The sequence below is a fragment of the Dyadobacter sp. SRI_021 genome (assembly GCF_057586235.1).
In genome coordinates, this window is sequence record NZ_JBYCZM010000009.1 from 219,746 (window position 1) to 237,397 (window position 17,652).

At 51.6% G+C, this 17,652-nt stretch carries 13 protein-coding genes; 6 read left to right on the plus strand and 7 right to left on the minus strand.

The window, feature by feature from the left end:
* Nucleotides 1-104: 104 nt before the first annotated feature.
* Both AC2YIT_RS25150 and AC2YIT_RS25155 read left to right on the plus strand, forming a co-directional pair.
* Nucleotides 105-836 (plus strand): helix-turn-helix domain-containing protein, encoded by a 732-nt coding sequence (locus AC2YIT_RS25150; RefSeq protein ID WP_487281019.1) that lies wholly within the window; start codon nt 105-107, stop codon nt 834-836.
* A gap of 146 nt (nt 837-982) precedes the next feature.
* Nucleotides 983-1,582, plus strand: a complete 600-nt coding sequence (locus AC2YIT_RS25155; protein ID WP_487281020.1) for a dihydrofolate reductase family protein — start codon at nt 983-985, stop codon at nt 1,580-1,582.
* A 45-nt stretch (nt 1,583-1,627) separates the two neighbouring features.
* On the opposite strand, the gene AC2YIT_RS25160 is transcribed toward AC2YIT_RS25155, so the two are convergent.
* Nucleotides 1,628-2,128: a hypothetical protein gene (locus AC2YIT_RS25160; RefSeq protein ID WP_487281021.1), complete on the minus strand. Its 501-nt coding sequence runs from the start codon at nt 2,126-2,128 to the stop codon at nt 1,628-1,630.
* A 333-nt stretch (nt 2,129-2,461) separates the two neighbouring features.
* Here AC2YIT_RS25160 and AC2YIT_RS25165 point away from each other — a divergent pair, with 333 nt between their 5' ends.
* Nucleotides 2,462-5,635: a metallophosphoesterase gene (locus AC2YIT_RS25165; protein WP_487281022.1), complete on the plus strand. Its 3,174-nt coding sequence runs from the start codon at nt 2,462-2,464 to the stop codon at nt 5,633-5,635.
* 198 nt (nt 5,636-5,833) lie between these two features.
* Here AC2YIT_RS25165 and tnpA read toward each other — a convergent pair whose 3' ends face one another.
* On the minus strand, nt 5,834-6,301 hold the full coding sequence (tnpA, locus tag AC2YIT_RS25170; RefSeq protein WP_430847084.1) for an IS200/IS605 family transposase: 468 nt from the start codon (nt 6,299-6,301) through the stop codon (nt 5,834-5,836).
* A 393-nt stretch (nt 6,302-6,694) separates the two neighbouring features.
* Between tnpA and AC2YIT_RS25175 the strand changes: the two genes are divergently transcribed.
* Together AC2YIT_RS25175 and AC2YIT_RS25180 are read left to right on the plus strand one after the other, a co-directional pair.
* Nucleotides 6,695-7,576: a helix-turn-helix domain-containing protein gene (locus tag AC2YIT_RS25175; protein ID WP_430847086.1), complete on the plus strand. Its 882-nt coding sequence runs from the start codon at nt 6,695-6,697 to the stop codon at nt 7,574-7,576.
* A gap of 99 nt (nt 7,577-7,675) precedes the next feature.
* A complete protein-coding gene (locus AC2YIT_RS25180; RefSeq protein WP_430847088.1) occupies nt 7,676-8,878 on the plus strand; it encodes an epoxide hydrolase family protein in 1,203 nt (400 codons plus the stop codon).
* Nucleotides 8,879-8,971: 93 nt separating this feature from the next.
* Here the strand turns inward: AC2YIT_RS25180 and AC2YIT_RS25185 are convergent, their stop codons facing one another.
* The 5 genes from AC2YIT_RS25185 to AC2YIT_RS25205 all read right to left on the minus strand — a co-directional run bounded on the left by AC2YIT_RS25185 (nt 8,972) and on the right by AC2YIT_RS25205 (nt 16,890).
* The gene (locus AC2YIT_RS25185; RefSeq protein ID WP_487281023.1) at nt 8,972-10,759 is read right to left on the minus strand and encodes an Ig-like domain-containing protein; all 1,788 of its coding nucleotides are present in this window, start codon (nt 10,757-10,759) and stop codon (nt 8,972-8,974) included.
* Between the two features lie 233 nt (nt 10,760-10,992).
* Nucleotides 10,993-12,501: a RagB/SusD family nutrient uptake outer membrane protein gene (locus AC2YIT_RS25190; protein ID WP_487281024.1), complete on the minus strand. Its 1,509-nt coding sequence runs from the start codon at nt 12,499-12,501 to the stop codon at nt 10,993-10,995.
* A gap of 18 nt (nt 12,502-12,519) precedes the next feature.
* A complete protein-coding gene (locus AC2YIT_RS25195) occupies nt 12,520-14,826 on the minus strand; it encodes a SusC/RagA family TonB-linked outer membrane protein (RefSeq protein ID WP_487281025.1) in 2,307 nt (768 codons plus the stop codon).
* Complete coding sequence (locus AC2YIT_RS25200; RefSeq protein WP_487281026.1) at nt 14,823-15,650, minus strand: carboxypeptidase-like regulatory domain-containing protein; 828 nt, start codon at nt 15,648-15,650, stop codon at nt 14,823-14,825. Before AC2YIT_RS25200 ends, AC2YIT_RS25195 begins: the two co-directional genes overlap by 4 nt.
* 361 nt (nt 15,651-16,011) lie before the next feature.
* A complete protein-coding gene (locus tag AC2YIT_RS25205; protein WP_487281027.1) occupies nt 16,012-16,890 on the minus strand; it encodes a tetratricopeptide repeat protein in 879 nt (292 codons plus the stop codon).
* A 147-nt stretch (nt 16,891-17,037) separates the two neighbouring features.
* Here AC2YIT_RS25205 and AC2YIT_RS25210 point away from each other — a divergent pair, with 147 nt between their 5' ends.
* Entirely contained in the window at nt 17,038-17,619 is a 582-nt protein-coding gene (locus AC2YIT_RS25210) for a Crp/Fnr family transcriptional regulator (protein WP_487281028.1), read from the plus strand.
* The last annotated feature ends 33 nt before the right edge of the window (nt 17,620-17,652 follow it).

A 17,652-nucleotide genomic window follows, 5' to 3' on the forward strand; every position in this document is an offset into this window, starting at 1 on the left:
CCTGCTTTTTATATCTTTACCGCGTGACAAATCCAACAGAAATAATCCCCGGAGTGATCTTTTATTCCTATTTCTCTAAGCAGAGAAAGGATAAAGTCGCTTTTATGGAACATAATACGCTGATATTGCAGGTTTCGGGCCGTTTCTCACTGGAAACGGCCACGCAGAAAATCTCGATGGGCGCCGGTGAAATGCTGCTGGTACAAAAGAACCAGTTGGGGGAGATTACCAAGACGCCCCTCGATGGTGAGGATTACCAAACGGTGGTGATATGTCTGCACGAGGACCTGCTGCGGACGATCGCGCTGGAAGAGCAGGTAGAGACCGGGCACAAATATTCCGGGCCGCCCAATGTACTGGTCCCGGTAAACGATTTCCTGCGGGCGTTCTTTGAATCGGTGATGCCATATATCCGCAACCCGCATGGAGCAGTTACGGAGAAACTGGGTATGCTTAAAGTGAAGGAAGCTGTGCATCTGCTGATGCACACCATGCCGGAACTGGAAGAATTGCTGTTCGATTTTTCGGAACCCTACAAAATGGATCTGGAAAAATTCATGCTGAGTAATTTTCATTATAATGTCCCGGTAGAAAAGTTTGCCAGGCTCACCGGAAGGAGCCTGGCGGGTTTTAAGCGCGACTTTCAACGGATATTCGGTATGGCGCCGCGGCATTGGCTGCAAGAAAGGAGGCTCTCGGAGGCCCGGTACCTGATCGAAACCAAGGGCAGGAAACCCTCGGCGATCTACCTCGACCTGGGGTTTGAAAGCCTTTCGCATTTCTCCCATTCGTTCAAGAAAAAATTCGGAAAAGCACCTACTGAATGGTCGGCCTAGATTAATCCGGAGCTCCCACCGGCTAGGCGCGGCCGGCCAGGCGTGATCTACCCCTTCTTTTGGCAGGTTTGCACCCGACTTGGAATAGATTGACCATGTACCTTTGTTGTGTCACAATTCAACTGAAAACACAAAAGAGAAACGACATGGGAAAGATCATCGCCATTACCCAACTTTCAATCGACGGTGTGATGCAGGCACCGGGCGGTCCCGAAGAAGACCCCAGCAGCGATTTCAAACACGGCGGCTGGTTCATGCATTACGGGGATGATATGCTGCATGAAACTATCAGCGAAATCATCTCAGGGGAATTCGAAATGCTGCTGGGGCGCCGTACTTACGATATTTTTGCGTCCTATTGGCCCCTGCACGACGATGACCCGATCGGCAAAGCATTCAACAAAGCAAAGAAATACATCGCCACACGCACCCTCGACCACCTCGACTGGAACAATGCGCAGATCCTGCGGGATGTCGTAGAGGAAGTAGGGCGCTTGCGGGCATCGGAAGGCCCGGAAATCCATATCTGGGGCAGTAGCAACCTTTTGCAAACGCTGATTTCGGCCGGGCTGATCGATGAACACCGGCTATGGATAGCGCCCGTTGTACTCGGCGGCGGAAAGCGTTTGTTCGAAAATGGTGTGCCCGCAGGAGCCATGTCGCTGGTCGACACTAAAGTCACCTCGACGGGCATGATCATCAATACCTACCGTCCGGCAGGGGCGCTACCGGGGGAGGGGGCATAATTGCTTCGGCCACGTATAATGATATCCGCACCTAACCGGGCCTGGCTAGTCAGTCAGGCCCAGTTGCTGTTTGACGAACCCATAATCTTTAAGATCGGCGGCATGGATACGTCCCCGCTTGTCGGGCGGTATAATGATCCAGCGAAATTCGAGGTCGAAGTCAATGGGAGTGAGTCTCGGCTTGAAGTAGGTTATATCGAAGTTGATGGCCCCCGCCTGATTTTGGACCTGCATAAAAAAGCCAAGCGTTAGTTCTTCATTGGCAGAGGGTAAAGAAAATACCACATTCGACCGGCCTGCATTGCGGTAATAGGCCATGACCAGCGCGCTGTCGAGGACAGCCTGGGTTATATTATTGTCGGCGTGCGTCACCATGAAATAGGTTGAATCCTCGCGTTGCCAGGCCGTATTAGGCACTTTAATCCACGGCGAGACAATGAGATTGGCTGCTCCGGCCGGTCCGGCGGGGCCTGTTGCACCGTTTTGACCAGGCGGTCCCTGGGGGCCAGCCGGGCCGGTGTCGCCGTCCGGACCTTTACAAGCCATTATTGATGCTATTAACAAGAGTATCCAAAGGCAGGTTTTGCCGGAGAAGGGTATTGTTTTCATCATGATTCCGAGGAAGGAAGGGGACAGGCAAACGTTTCGAAACACGTTGGTAAACGCCAGCGTTTACCACCTCACTTTCCCGCACAAAAACGGGAGGCGAGTACAGATAGAGGCGATATTTCAAACAGATGTAACTGTCTGATAATTAGGGTTTAATAGGAGTAAATATATTGAATTTAATTTGGATATATAAAGAATAAATAGCAATTTTTCTATACAATTATTTGCGCGTTAAAGTCCCTCTTCTTCCATCTTTAAATCCTGATGCTTATGAGACCGATTCTATCAGTGCTCTCATTTTGCCTCCTGTTATTTTCAGTGTGTTTCGCTCAGGCACCCGTCATAACACGCGGCCCGTATCTGCAAATGGCGTATTCAAAAAAGCTAAATGAGTTTGCTACCACCGCTTCCATAACCATCCGCTGGCAGACCGATATCGCGAACATCGGGCGGGTCGTTTATTCAGCCGAACCGGAGTACGAATTGCTTGGGAACGGGTCGCCCATGGTGGAGGAACCTGCCGCAACCACAGATCATACCGTCACGCTGACGGGCCTGAAACCCGACCAGCAGTACCGTTACTACATCGGCGGCTGGGTGCCTCCGGCATTTCCCGTTATTCTCGAAAAAACACCCGATAACTTTTTCAGGATGCCGCCACTACCAGGCGTAAAAAGGAAAGTGAAAATGTGGGTACTGGGCGATTTTGGTTATACCGCTGCCCAACCCGTGACGGCCAGCCGCCAGGATAGCGTGATCGATTCCTGGAAGGATTATATGACGGTGAACAAAACAGGATCCATGGATCTCTGGCTCTGGCTGGGCGATAATGCCTATGAGCAGGGCAGGAAGGAGCAATACCAGGACCACGTTTTCGACCGGGGCAGGAAGCGGTACGATTTTATGCTCCGGCAAACGCCGTTTTACGCTACGCCCGGTAATCACGATTATTTCGACGGAACCGTCGACAGCGCGTCGCTTTACCGGGTGAGGGCCGAGAAGAACATCCATTATTACAGCGTTGTCAACAATTTCACCAACGGAGAAGGCGGGGGAGAGCCGTCGATGACAGAGGCCTATTATTCTTTTGATTATGGCAATATCCATTTCATCAGTCTCGACACCTACGGATTTGAAAAGCTGGGAGATGATCATACGAAAATCCTGGCACCCACCGGCTTGCAGGCGCAATGGCTGAAAAAAGACCTCGCCAGAGCCAATGCCAACCCTGACATTAACTGGGTAATCGTGTTCACGCATATCCCGCCATTCAGCGGCGGTTCGCACGACTCGGACACCGAGCGCGACCTCATTCAGATCCGAACCAACTTGGTGCCCATTCTGGATGCGTACAAGGTGGACCTGGTGCTTGCCGGGCATAGTCATGGCTACGAGCGCTCACGCCTCATGCGCGACCTCACGACAATTTCCACAGATTTCGTAATGGCAACCCACAATCCGGCCGTAGGCAGCAATGCGCAGGGCAACGGACGTTTCGACGGCACAGCCAATTCCTGCTTTTATTACAAAAACAGCGCATCGCCAAAAAATGAGGGCATTGTGTATGTCGTAAACGGCGCCGGGGGACGAAAGGGGGAACCGAATTTTAGCAGCAATGTCAAAAATCCCGGACTGGTCAGCCGGCTCATGACCGCGTCGGCATTGTCGTCGGGCGGTTCAATGTACATTGAGGTCGAGAACAAGCGGTTGACAGCCAAATACATCGGCGCAAATAAGCAGCTGGTCGACCAGTTTACGATTTTTAAAGACCTCGACAGCTTCACCGTGCCGGAGACCGACGACACGACGCGCACGGCGATCTGCGAATGCACCGATGCGCAGCCAGGCAGCGAGAACTTCACGCATTACGTCGATAGCAAAGGCAATCTGCTGCTATCCATCAACAAGCACGACCTGACGATCGGTAAGGCCGGAGTGGCCCCATTTGAAGTGAAGCTGGGCGGAAAGCCCGGCAGGACCGAAGTGGGCGCGCTCGGCCCGGGTACCAACTACGTGCGTTCGGACAGGCCGCGGTCGTTCAGCTCCAACTGGCGCGTTATGAACCGCTATTGGTCCGTCAAGCCCAATCCCGAGTTGACCGGAAAGCAGCAGGTGACCGTGCGGCATTATTATAAGGATACGGACCTGATTTCGCTGCGCTATAACGATGGCGCTTACGAGCAGATAGGGCATTTCAGCCTGCGCTTCTTTAAAATAAACAGTTTAATGACCAATTATCTATTGGATCCCACGACCGGCGTTCATAACACGATCAAAGCGGCGTCGGATTTCAATAAGGACGGCATTTGGCTGTATGATGTAAAGCAGTCGAATATCACCGATCAGCAACCCACACCGCTCGAATACAAGTGGCGGTACGGGTTCAATCAGCCGGAGGTATTCTTTTACCCGACCCAATCCTATCCATTCTATTCCGGCGAATTTGTGGTAGGGCGGTTGAATGGCGGCGGCGGCATAGGTGGCCAGGTATACAACCAGAATCCCCGCGGTACGGTGGTGATCCTGCATGCGGGCAGCAGTTGGCGTTATTTTGCCAGGGGAATGGTGCCTCCCGACAATGGCATATTTAACTGGAAAGGCGGGCAAGACCCCGACGAGCTCAATGCAGAAGATCCGCCTAATTACGACGATGGGGCAAACTGGCCGACGGGCCCGGCGCCCTTCGGCTATTCCCCTAACCGGGAAGACGGGGAAAAAACGCTTATTCCGGCCTGCCAGGCCGAACTGGATTGCTACGAGGCCCGTGGACGCGCTTCCTATTTACGCGAAGGCTGCCTTACTGCCCCGTGTGCAACCCGCTGGACTACTTCCTATTTCCGGAACTCTGTTCGGATAAGTTCGCAGCAAATGGCTTACCATAAATCGGTCATTATCAATTTCAAAAGAGATGACGGAGTAGTCATTTATATCAATGGCAAAGCGCTGAGCCCGGGCGATGTGAATATAAACCCGACCGGGGTTACCTTTTCGACCTTTGCAACCAATGCCTCTCCGGAGTATACCTGGCAGACAATCGTGGTGCCGAACGACGGTAGCTATTTCAGGTTGGGAGAGAATACCATTGCCGTAGAGCTGCATCAGACCAGCGCAACGAGCTCGGATTTGTACTTCGATATGGATATTACGTTAAGCCCCGAAATACTGACTGTGCCGACGCGCGTAGCTCCTATAACGGAAAATCGTGATCAGCAGTCGGAATGGACGGTATATCCCAATCCCGTCGACCAGGACAGGATTGTGTTCGACAAGCCGCTTGAATATGAAACCTTGCGGGTTACCGACTCGAAAGGCGTGGTTCGGCGGTACATGTCTACGCCCGGTACTCTGAAAGAACTGGATCTTTCGGGACTGCCGGCCGGTATTTTTATCCTTTCAAGCCAAAACAAAGGCCGCGTGCAGCATTATAAGGTGGTCAAAAAATGAGAACCGGACTGGCGTGCCGGATTACGGTGGAATCATCCCTGGCGCGCCGGGTAATATAGGAGCAATATTCGTAGCTGTTGGTGTTGAATCTGTGGAACGGCACAACAATTGGCCCGGAGGGCCATCCTGTTTCTAGCAAAAAGTTGAACGTTGTTTGTTTCGGCCCCGGAGGGGCCTCCTTATGCACGTCGCCCCGGATCAGCACGCGTCAAAAAAATCAAATAAATATTTCTCTTCAAACGATACCTGAAATTTTCGCAGCAGATCCCGGTATTCTTCTCCAAATGTTCGTTTATGGTGGTGCTCTTCCTGGCCGTGGATGTACCGGACGACATTTTCTATGTGCGACTGAGAATATGAAAAAACGCCGTAGCCTTCTTGCCATTCAAATTTTTGACTTGTCCACCGCTTTTGATTGATAAACTGATTGGTTTCAACCTTGATTTCCTTTACAAAATCCGAAATCGACATTGCCGGCTTAAATCCTACGAATAAGTGTGCGTGATCGGGCATGCAATGCACCGCGAGCATTTTAGCATTTCTGTTTTGCACCAGTCCGGTTATGTAGCGATGTAGTTCATCCTTGTGACGTTTAGGGACCAGACATTGCCGGTGTTTAACGCTGAATACAAATTGGAGATAGATTTGGGAGTAGGTGTTAGCCATATTCATTCAATTATAGTGTGGTAAACAATCGTTACAAGTGGGTTAGGAGGCCCCTCCGGGGCCGAACCAGAGGGAGCGTGCTGTTTTTCTATAAACAGGAAGCCGCGCTGCGGCATGGCGAGCCGGCCGTTCAGGCAAATTCACTTACTCAATATGCAAAAACTTCGTCATAACCTCTTCTCTTCTCTGTCGGCGAGCGCAGGTGCGAGCATGCAAAGAGCGCATGGCTTTGCCGGAAGTCATACGTTATGGTGGCTTTTCCTCTAATAATATCCGAGCAATTTTTCATGGACGAAAGCCCTGGCTCTTAATGGTAAAACAAAATTTTCACTATTTTGGATGCGGGTAAATCACTCACACGGCAACGAACAGGAACTTCGAAACCAGCACGTTATGCAGAAAAAATTCAACTTGACGTCCTTTAATCTCTACGAGTTTCTCAAACATCAGAATGCCCACAGTTTCAATGTTCCGTTCTTTCTGGCCGACAGGCATACCTACAAAAACGCTCATGTCAACTTCCCGTTCAGGACGTTCTCTTTCGGATTAGGCATTACTTACACAGGCGAAGGCGACGTTTTCAAGATCGGCAGCACCGATTACCTGGTGACGGCCGGGTGCCTTACGACCGTGGGGCCGGGGATGGTTTGTCAGTGGACGGGAAACTATACTGCCGAGCACGATACCGTGTATTTCACCGAGGAGTTGTTTGAGGGGATGAAAAACAATGCTTTCCTGCATTCGCTGCCATTTTTCTTTCATGGAGGCAGGCATGTGATCCGTCTATCGGATGATCAGACGCGGAAAATGGCTTCCTTATTCGCCTTGCTGAAAGAATTGAAGGACGATAAAAGCGCCGTTCCCGGGATGGTCCATGCACTGCTTATGCTGGCGGAGTCGTTCCATACCGGCCCGGAAAGCCGGACGCCGGAGGGTGGTAACCGCAATGGCGTTTCCAACAAAGAAAAGATAGCCCAGGCTTTCCGAAAGCTCGTTGCGACGCATTTCCCGGAGCATAAGGAAGTTGCTTTTTACGCGACGGAACTGCATATCACCCCGAAATACCTGAGCGAGGTTTTGCAGGCGGAAGTGGGCAAGCCGGCCAAGGCGTTCATCGATGAATATGTGGTGATGGAGGCCAAAAGTCTGCTGAAACAAACGGCCTTATCGATTCAGGAAATCTGCTACTGGCTGGGTTTTGAAGATGCTTCGCATTTCAACAAGTCGTTCAAAAAGCTCACGAACATGACGCCTACCGAATACCGGAAGAGCTGATTTGTCCAGCGGAGTTTTTTACTATCTTTCCCGAAATCCTTCCTAACGGCGCGCGGCTTCCTGGCGATACCTTTGTTTCATCCAAACAAACAGGACGCCATGAAAAAACTTCGCTTTCTGATGCTCACATCGCTCATGCTGAGCCCGATGATCACTTTTTCACAAACCAACAAAAACGCAACTATGAAAAACATGGAGGTATTTAAAGTATCGGTTTCGCAACAAGTACTGGATGATTTAAAAAGCCGTTTGCAAAACACCCGCTGGCCGGGCGAAGCGGAAGGCTCCGGCTGGCATTTCGGCACCAGCGAAGCCTATTTGAAGGAACTGGTGCAATATTGGCTCACCAGCTACGACTGGCGCAAGCAGGAAGCCGAACTCAATAAGTACCCGCAGTACATCGCCGATGTGAACGGCGTGAAAGTTCATTTTCAATATATCAAAGGGAAGGGTAAAAACGCCAAACCGCTTATCCTGACGCACGGCTGGCCGGATAGCTATTACCGTTTCCACAAGATCATCCCGCTGCTGACCGAAGGCGAGCAGGGCTTTGACCTCGTGATACCTTCCATTCCGGGTTTCGGGTTCTCGGGTAAAGTAGCTATGACAAGTGAGGCCGTCGCGGACCTTTGGAAAGAGTTGATGACAGGGAACCTGGGTTATGATAAATTTTACGCCGCGGGCGGCGATGTGGGCATGGGCGTTACCAAGGCATTGGCCTCGAAATACCCGGATGTAGTGTCCGGCGTGCATTTCACCGACGTAGGTTACCCGATGGGACAGGAGGACCCCGCTACCATGAGCGAAGCCGAGAAACAGTTCGCACAGTTTGTGCAGCAATGGTGGTACAGCGAAGGCGCCTATGCGATGGTACATGCTACCAAACCGCAATCACTTGCCTACGGATTGAACGATTCGCCGACCGGGCTGGCGGCCTGGATACTGAGTTTCGGCAGTGCGGGAGCGTCGCCGGAAATCCTGGAAGCTGCATTTGGCGGGCGCGATGCGTTGCTTACCAATATCATGATCTACTGGGTAACACAGACTGTTGCGACATCGGTGCGGATGTACAAAGCCGATGCCATAGCGCAATGGGGCGGAGCGCAGCCGTTACAGAAATCGCAAGTACCGGCCGGTGTGGCCCTGTACCCCAGGGAAGCCCAGTTCCCAAAAGAATGGGCAGACCGTTTTGTGAATGTCGTCAGTTTCCGCAAAATGAGTGAAGGAGGGCATTTTGCAGCTTTGGAAGTGCCGGATAGCTTCGCCGCAGAGCTGAGAAGTTTCTTTTACAGTATTGATTGATGGAGTAGGGAGGAAAAGGAGAAAGGAGGAAGGGGGAATGAGTTTGTAGCGCCGGCGGAGAGTTTGTTTTGAACTGCTCTGCCGGCGTTTGGCTTATTTTTTGATGAACTTTTTGGAAACGGTATACCCGCTTTGCGTCTTCACACGTACCACGTAAAGCCCAGCGGGAAGCGGTTTGGAGTCGACATATTGCTGGTTTCGGGCTCGTTGTATCACCACACCAGCTGCATTAACGACTTCGATATCCCAATTTTGAGATACCCCATGGATCATAATGCTGTTCTCGGCGGGGTTGGGGCTGATAATCAATTGCGTGTCTGGCATGCTCACTTTTACGATTCTGGAATAGGCGTAGCTGCCGTCCACATCCACCTGTTTCAGCCGGTAGAACAATATGCCTGTGGACGGCTCCGGCGTATCGGTAAACCGGTATTCCGAAATACCGGCGGCAACGTCGAACGGTTCGGTCACCCGTCCTGCCGTTCGGAACGTTCTGGCATCGCGTGCTGATTCGACATCGAAATAGTCATGCATGGACTCGAACGAGGTAGCCCAGCTGAGCATTACATGGTTTTGTTCCAAAACTTCAGCACCGAATCTCACGAGCGTAACCGGCAGCCCCGGCCCGACGATTACCTCACCTGCTACCCGCACGTCGCTCGGGCAGTCGGCGCGCAGGCATGAGGCATAAAAGGTTCGCGACTCTTCGAGGATGGGTGTAGTATAACTGTTGCCGCCGCCCAGGTAATTGCCATTGGTGGGAGCGTCATACCACTGGATCAGTCCATTGCAGCCTGTGGCAGTGAGTGTCGCGGCGGTGCCTTTGGGGATGCTCACCGGAATCACGACCGGGTCGAGTCCCTTGCTGTTGATCAAACCCGACCTGAGCGTTTCGATCGCATTGCGCATACGGATGCGCTGGTCGTTGGTAAACTGGGTTTGGCAGGCAAAGGAATTGTAACCCATGTAGTTTTTGAGGACGTTACCGTAGGGGCTGTTATTGTTGCATGCATTAAGAGGATTGGGGTTTCCCAGACAGAGGTAATTGGAACTTTGGTTCACGGGCTCCGTATCACAGATATTATCGCCTTGTGACGCGCAATTGTCGTTTAGCGGGCATTCTATGGTGTCAAGGTCACCCTCGCCGATCCCCCGCGAGAACGTGTGTCCCAGGAACATACCGTGCCCGAACTCGTGAGCGAGCAACTTCGTGCCGAAATAGTTGGCTACGAGCAGTACGCCGTCACTCGGTGAAGAAGCGCCGGTTGGATACCCTGCCAGTCCGGCAGCCTGGTCCATGTAATTGACCAGCCACACATTATAGTATTCGAGATTATTCCAATAGCTCATCGCGTAAACCTGATCGTAGGGCAATCCGGGGCCACCGGGCACGGTGACACCATAGGAGGTGTAGGCCGCATTGTTGGTATAAATCCTGTCGATTCCCGTAGTCGGTGTGCATTGTGGAGATCGTACCGCGAGCTGGAACTGAATTTGCGTATCCACTCCGTCGGATTCGGCGAGCTGGTTTCGGAATGCTTTGTTCAATTCGGCAATCCCTTCGTGAATTTGCAGGTCGGTGATCAACGAACCTCCGATGGGTTCCAGGACATGTACGACGACGGGAATGGTGTATACCTCGGATATGGCGTTCGTGCGGGCGGCTTCGGCAGAGGCCATATAGGCCTTCAATTTTTGCTGTGCATTATCAAAAAGTTGCCTCTGTGATTTGGAAAGGAGCAGTTTCTGATGTTGAGGCGTAGAAGAGCAAATGGGGCTGGCTGTCGGTTGAGCGTGTAGAACGGCGATCGGAAGCCATAATGCTGCAACAATTACAAAGCAGCAAGCCCCGGGAGGCGAAAGCTTGGTAATGTTCTTCATGGTTATGGATGCTTGGGTTCACTCGGCAATGAATTTTTAGTATAAATATAATTATATTCCACATGAATATAATTACGCTTCGTAAGGCTGCCTGTATTGTTCAGACAAGCCTCGGTAACAGCACGTTGCAGGAGTTTATAAACAAAAACCGCCGACTCAGTGAGCCGGCGGTTTTCCGTTTTACCTGTAAATCAGGTTTAAATAATATCACCCAACCGATGACGACTTTTTAGTTAAAATCCGGGATTGTTGGGCAGCAGGTTCGGGTTCACGTCCGACTCTTGTCTCGGTACCGGAAAAAGCAGCTGTTTTTCGCTGAAGGTGGCGCCGAATACGGTTTTGTGCCCTACGAAATCGTCCCATTTGCCGGTGATGTCGTTGCGCACTTTCCGCGTCCTGAGCATATCGAACCACATTTTGTTTTCAAAACATAGTTCAAAATAGCGCTCAGCCCATACTTCCTGCTCGAATGCCGTTTGGCTTAAACCCGAAACAGGCGCCAGGTTCGCCCGCGCGCGAATCGCATTTACATATTCGACTGCTTTCGCGTTGGGTGCACCTTCTGCGCGGTTGGACGCCTCCGCATACATGAGGTACACATCCGCGAGGCGGTACAATGTGTAGTTCAAATCGGATTTAATCGTACTGGTGATCGCATTCGCATCAAACCACTTGTAAATGTAGGTGTTCTTGAACTTCACCGGCTGACCGGTTTTGATGCTCGGCGCCGTGGTATAGAAGAACTGCTTTTCCTCCACGCGCTTATCGCCCTTAGGAAACGACTTGATAAACTCGGGCGTCGGGTACACCGATCCGTATTCATCCGCATATTTGGAAATACCTGAATAGTTGGGGATTGTTAACGGCGTGAGCGGGTTGGTCAATGGCACGCTTGCGGCATATTGCACCTGGAAAATGAATTCGCCCAGGTTCTTGTTCGCCGGGTTAATCATATCGGTGTAATTTTTGAAAAGCGAGAAGCCGCCCTTCTGGATCACATTCAGCGACCGCTTCGCCGATTCCGCATAATATTGCTGGCCGCCGTTGATCGCCGCGCCCGCGTAGGTGAGGTACACATCCGCCAGGATCGATTCAACGGCTGACATGGATACATTTCCGGTTGTGTTCGACCAGGGTAATGTAGATGCTTCGGCCGCGAGTAGGTCGGGGATGATGATCTTGTCGTAAATGTCCTTCGCAGGCGTTCTCGCGATATTCAGGTCGAGGTTGGTCGGTGTGGCCGTTACCGCAGGGACAGCGCCGTACATCCGCACCAGGTAGAAGTAGTACAACGCTCTCAGCGTGTGGACTTCCGCCAGCATGTTGTTCTTCGCTTCGTCGGTAAGCCCGGCTGCGTTGATGCCAGGAATACTTTGTAGAGCCAGGTTACAGGCTCCTATCCCGAGGTACATTTGCTGCCACCAGGTGTCGAAATAAAAAGAAGTATTGGTGTAACTCAGGTTCTGGTAGTTCACGAATCCGGTCTGGCCGAGATCACTATTCGCCTTCCCGGTCATGAATTCGAGCAGGTTGTAAGTATTACCGCCGTAGGAGGCCGGTTGGCCTGCCAGCAATCCCTGCAAGTTGACATATGCGGAATTTGCGTAAGCCCGGGCCACTTTGCTGCTGGATGCCTCTGATTCCGGTGTTAGGAAGCCCGTCGGAGTTTCTTCGAGGAAATCCGAGCAGGAGCCTAAGGTTAGCAGTGATGCTGCCAGTATCATATTTTTCAGCACTTTCATATCTTTTGTAGTTGCGGTTTAAAAAGTAAGTGTCAGGCCCAGGTTCCAAACCCGCGGACGGGGGTTGGCGAAGAAATCCAGGTTTTGCGAGAAGGCGGTATTAGCGCCGTAGCCGGAGTTGAAGGTGTCCACCTCAGGGTCGTAACCAGTGTACTTCGTAATCACGAACAGATTTTGAACACTTGCATACAGGCGCAGACGGTCGATTCTCAGTTTTTCAAGGACAGGGTCGTTGAATGAATAACCCAGCATAAAGTTCTGGCCGCGGATGAACGAGCCGTTTTCCACCCACCAGGTATCGAAATGCGAATCCTGCGCGAATTTGTAGTTACGCACCTGTGAGATCATCGTGTTCTGGTGGTCGGGCGTCCAGGCATCCAGCACGGTAGCAAGGCTGTTTGCAATGGTCTGCCTGTCTTCCACCGAGTGCTTGAACGTAGCCGCGGTATTCAAGCCCTCCACAAAACGGATATTGAAAGAGAAATCCCAGCCTTTATACTTCATGGTACTATTGAAGCTGCCGGTCCATTTGGGCGTGGTACGGCCGATAATGCTGTAATAATTGCTTCCGTCGGCATTGTAAATGTACTTTCTGTCGCCTGGTTTCAGGTTATGTTCGGCGGCGAGAGCTGCCTCGTCGGTGCTGTAAGTTCCGATCCGTGTCATGCCGTACAACGACCCGATCGGCTCGCCTACGCGCAGGATGTTGGTCTGGCCAAGGAAGTTCGGGCCGGGGAAAATATCGGCATTGCCGCGGTTAAGTTTCAGGATCTTGTTCGCATTGGTCGCAAATATGAAGTTGGTAGTCCAGGAGAAGTTCTTTGTCTCGATGTTCGTCGTATTCAAGCTCACTTCAAAACCGGAGTTTCTCACTGAACCCACGTTTTGGTACACATTCGCATTCACTTCACCGGCGGACCATGGGATCGGCGCCTGGAGCAGCAGGTCTTTGGTGACGCGGTTGTAATAATCCACCGTCAGGTCGATATTCTCCCGGATACCCAACTCGACACCGGCGTCGAACTGCAAAGACCTTTCCCATTTCAGATTAGGGTTACCCAGATAGCTCGGCAATAAGGTCGATTGCAATGCGCCGTTCAGCACCGTGCTGGTGGCGTTGGTGGTACCCGGCTGGATCTGTGCAATGGATTGGTACTGACCTATTTCCTGGTTGCCCGAAAGCCCGTAGCTCGCGCGTACTTTCAAATTAGTGATCGTCTTGTTGCCTTTCAGGAAACCTTCTTCCGACACACGCCATGCGGCACCTACCGACGGGAAGAATGCATATTTGTTGTTCGCACCGAATTTCGATGAACCATCGTAGCGGCCTGTCGCTGTGAAGAGGTATTTCTCGTCGAGGTTATAAGTCGCGCGGGCGAAGTACGAATTCATAGCCCATTTGTAATCGGCCGAGGTAGAGGAGCTTCTTACAGAGCCGGAGCCGAGTGTATGCCATTGAAAAATATCGTCGATAAAGTTCTGCGTTTCAACAAAATCGGTCTCCTGGTTGTACTGCTGCCACGATGCCCCGAGCAATGCGGTAATGCGGTGGCGCTGGTTGATGGTTTTGTTCCAGGTCAGGTAGTTCTCCGACTGCCAGTAGGTGTTCAGGTAACCCCGGATGTTGGCCACACCACCCTGGTCGGCCGACATATGCGCCAGGTTCTGGGAGGAGAAGAAGTTGTTTTTCTGTGATTGGAGGTTAAATCCGAGGTCGGTTTTGAAATCCAGGTCCTTGGCAATGTGGAAAAGCAAATAGGTATTGCCGAGGGATTGGAGCGTATTATTGATCGTGTACCGGTTGTGGGCGATATTCACGGGATTCGGGCCGCCTTCCAGGCCGGCGATGTCGTTGTTGCCGGCCCAGGTGCCATCCGGATATTTCACCGGCAGGATCGGCACTTCTTCGGATACCATGCGGGGCACGTTCAAGCCGCCGTTGCCGTCGGACACCATGCGCTGCCTGCTGTTGATCAGCGACAGGCTTCCACCCACTTTCAACCATTTGTTGATATCGGTATCCACCGTGAACCGGAGGTTGTAGCGCTTGAAAGCGGAAGTTGCCATCAGACCATTCTGGTTGAGATAACCCAGCGACAAACTGAATAGCGTTTTGTCATTACCTCCCTGGAAATTAAGCGAATGGTTAGTCGAGGTGGCCGGTTTGTAAACCTCTTTTTCCCAGTTGGTATTGTACAACGGCTTATCATTGGCATCGAACAGGAGCGGAAAGTTGGCGTGGTTGAGGGCCGCGGGAGGCGCCCAGGTCCCGCCGGCCGGGTCGAATTTGGTGCCGTTGGCGTAGGCTTCGTTGTAAACCTTCACAAATTCGTCGCAATCAGGGTTTTCACGTGGCGGTACAGCTCGCTGATGTTCACATTTCCATCATAGGAAACCTTCATAGTTCCCGCACGGCCGCGTTTGGTTGTGATCATGATCACCCCATTGGCACCCCTGGCACCGTAAATGGCCGTGGACGAGGCGTCTTTAAGGACTTCCAGAGAGGCGATGTCGTTCGGGTTGATGGAGTTTCCATCTACGCCGATCACCCCATCCACAACGTAGAGCGGGTCGATGTTGGAGTTGATGGAGCCGATACCCCGCACGCGCACCTTGGCCGCGGCACCGGGCGCATTACTGTTGACGCTCACCTCGACGCCCGCAATTTTACCTTGCAGCGCCTGGGAAACGTTTGGTACCGGCTTGTCGACCAGCTGCTCGCCTTTAATGGTCGCCACCGCGCCGGTCAGGTCGGATTTACGGACGGTACCGTACCCGATCACGACCACTTCTGTTAAAGCCTTCGCATCGGTAACCAGGTTTACGTCAATCACCGACCGGTTGCCCACGGTGATTTCCTGGCTGGAAAACCCTACAAAGCTGAATACCAGTATGCTGGATTCATTGGGGACATTGATTTCGAAATTTCCGGAAGCATCTGTCGAAGTACCGATACCGGTCCCTTTGATGAGCACATTCACGCCGGGAAGCGGGGAGGAGTCTTTGGAGTCCACTACCTTACCGGTGATTTTCTTGTCGGTAGCTGCGCGGGCGTGCGGGCACAGCGAGATCAGGAGCAATAGGTTTAGCAGGATTACTTTCATAATCCATCCCGACCGCAGGACGGGCGGTTGTACATAACTTTTCATGTAGAAATTAGTTAGTGTTTATTAAGCGTTTTGTGTAAAAAATGGGTGGAGGGGCGTCCGAACGGGCGCGACGGGGAGCGGATATTTGTCATGATTTTCAAACAGGTTTAGTAATAATTTCAGGTTTTAGTAATTTCCGAACATGGCAATGCCTGCGCCTAATGCCGCTCAGCAGGCGTAATTCGGTTTGATGTCAGGGGGAGGGGGGATATTAATATTTTTAAAAAATATAGTCCAAAAAAGGCCTGTGCAGATTTAAACGCCGTTAAAATCGCCTTAAATTAAGATTAAAATGCACCCTGGACAGAGGTGCCGGGAGGTCAATATGCTGGGTAGCAGGGCGTGGGCTGGGAGCGTGGTATCACCTGGTCTGGAGGGTTGCAAGGGCAGACCTGGCATTGGTATTCCGAGGATTGAGGGAAAGTGATTTCTGATAGGCTGCGATCGCCTCTTTTTTCCGGTCTAACTTTAAGAGGCATTCGCCATAACTGTCGAAAGTGTTGAAGCCCGTCGGGTAAAGCTCCGTATTCAGCTTGAATATTTTGACGGCTTCCGAAAGGCTATCCATTAATTTATATCCGAATGAATTGATGGCTGCCTCACTTACATCGTACAATGAGCTTGCCCCTTTTTGAACTTCCGCTCGTATAAATGCTGCCGTTTCATCGGTCGATTTGCTTGTTTGGTGGTATTCGAGAATCGGACGCAGGTTCATCCGGCGTTCCTTTACGAGCTGCTCTGCCAGTGTTTCGACATGATAAGCCCGGCGTTCCTGGTCGGTAACCTTCGTCGTATCAATCTGATAACGCTGCCATTTCCCATTCTGGCCCATCATGATATACTGCGTACCATAAATCTGCGGCATTCCTTTTCGCATCAGGTGCCGGTCGATGGCGGCGGCGAGTAGCCATCTGTTCACGGTGCTATCCAGATCAAGGGCTTGCTTCATTAATTTGATGGCTTTGGCCGATGCGAGGGTATCGGTGCCGTGCTGGAAGATCATGGCGCTCCGGTAAAAATCTTGTCCGGTGCGGACTTTGCTGGAATCCAGCAGTTCGTCAACTCTCCGGCGTCTTAGCGCGTCAGCCTTGTTCAGCTCGGTCCAGTTGATGTTGGCGACTTTTCGGGCGGACTGGTCTTCATCGTACATCCACTGAATTTCCGCATTGTCGGAAGTTTGCGCAAACAGGGGCATGCAGGCAAGCGCCGCGAATATTATAATGGCGATGAACGGCCTCATGGAATGGGGAGTTGATGAATTTATGATAAAAGTATTGAGCGTCAGATGTATACTTCTTTGGGTTAAGTGCTGCTTTGACAATCAAAGCCTTGTATTTGACGGGAAGCCTCAAAAGAGCTAGTTTTAGGCAGCAAACGAATGCCCTGGATGAATACCAGCTTGTTACTTCAAAATATCGGAAACCATGTTCAGCTCGATGCGAGCGAGGAGAAGTTATTGCTATCCTTGTTCCAACCGAAAGTGTTGAAGCGAAAGGCATTTCTTTTGCGACAGGGCGAGGTATGCAGGTCGGAGAATTTCATTATAAAAGGGTGTGTCAAAGTGTATTCGCTTGATGAAAACGGGTTTGAGCATATTTTGATGTTCGGGATCGAAGGCTGGTGGGTAGGCGATTTGCTCAGCTTTCTGACGGGCCGGGAAAGTCGTTATCACATCGAAGCACTGGAGGATACCGAGCTGCTGCAAATTACGAAGCCGGACCTCGACCAGCTTTACGAGGAGGTGCCCAAAATGGAGCGCTTTTTTAGGATACTCCTGCAAAATGCATTCATCGCCCATATGGAGCGGATCGATCAGTCGCTTTCGCTGGACGCCGCGGGGCGGTATGGGGAGTTCATCCGCAAGTACCCGGCATTCGGGCAGCGCATTCCGCAAAAGCAAATCGCTGCTTACCTCGGCATTACGCCTGTGTTTCTCAGTATGCTCCGCAAAAAATTGATGGAGGGCTGATTTCTTCAACTACTTTAATTTTTTCGACCGCCG

Excerpts from the sequence above, each read along its gene's own strand:
- AC2YIT_RS25150 (WP_487281019.1), top strand. The coding sequence starts at position 105 with ATGGAACATAATACGCTGATATTGCAGGTTTCGGGCCGTTTCTCACTG.
- AC2YIT_RS25155 (WP_487281020.1), top strand. The coding sequence starts at position 983 with ATGGGAAAGATCATCGCCATTACCCAACTTTCAATCGACGGTGTGATG.
- AC2YIT_RS25160 (WP_487281021.1), bottom strand. The coding sequence starts at position 2,128 with ATGGCTTGTAAAGGTCCGGACGGCGACACCGGCCCGGCTGGCCCCCAG.
- AC2YIT_RS25165 (WP_487281022.1), top strand. The coding sequence starts at position 2,462 with ATGAGACCGATTCTATCAGTGCTCTCATTTTGCCTCCTGTTATTTTCA.
- tnpA (WP_430847084.1), bottom strand. The coding sequence starts at position 6,301 with ATGGCTAACACCTACTCCCAAATCTATCTCCAATTTGTATTCAGCGTT.
- AC2YIT_RS25175 (WP_430847086.1), top strand. The coding sequence starts at position 6,695 with ATGCAGAAAAAATTCAACTTGACGTCCTTTAATCTCTACGAGTTTCTC.
- AC2YIT_RS25180 (WP_430847088.1), top strand. The coding sequence starts at position 7,676 with ATGAAAAAACTTCGCTTTCTGATGCTCACATCGCTCATGCTGAGCCCG.
- AC2YIT_RS25185 (WP_487281023.1), bottom strand. The coding sequence starts at position 10,759 with ATGAAGAACATTACCAAGCTTTCGCCTCCCGGGGCTTGCTGCTTTGTA.
- AC2YIT_RS25190 (WP_487281024.1), bottom strand. The coding sequence starts at position 12,501 with ATGAAAGTGCTGAAAAATATGATACTGGCAGCATCACTGCTAACCTTA.
- AC2YIT_RS25200 (WP_487281026.1), bottom strand. The coding sequence starts at position 15,650 with ATGAAAAGTTATGTACAACCGCCCGTCCTGCGGTCGGGATGGATTATG.
- AC2YIT_RS25205 (WP_487281027.1), bottom strand. The coding sequence starts at position 16,890 with ATGAGGCCGTTCATCGCCATTATAATATTCGCGGCGCTTGCCTGCATG.
- AC2YIT_RS25210 (WP_487281028.1), top strand. The coding sequence starts at position 17,038 with ATGAATACCAGCTTGTTACTTCAAAATATCGGAAACCATGTTCAGCTC.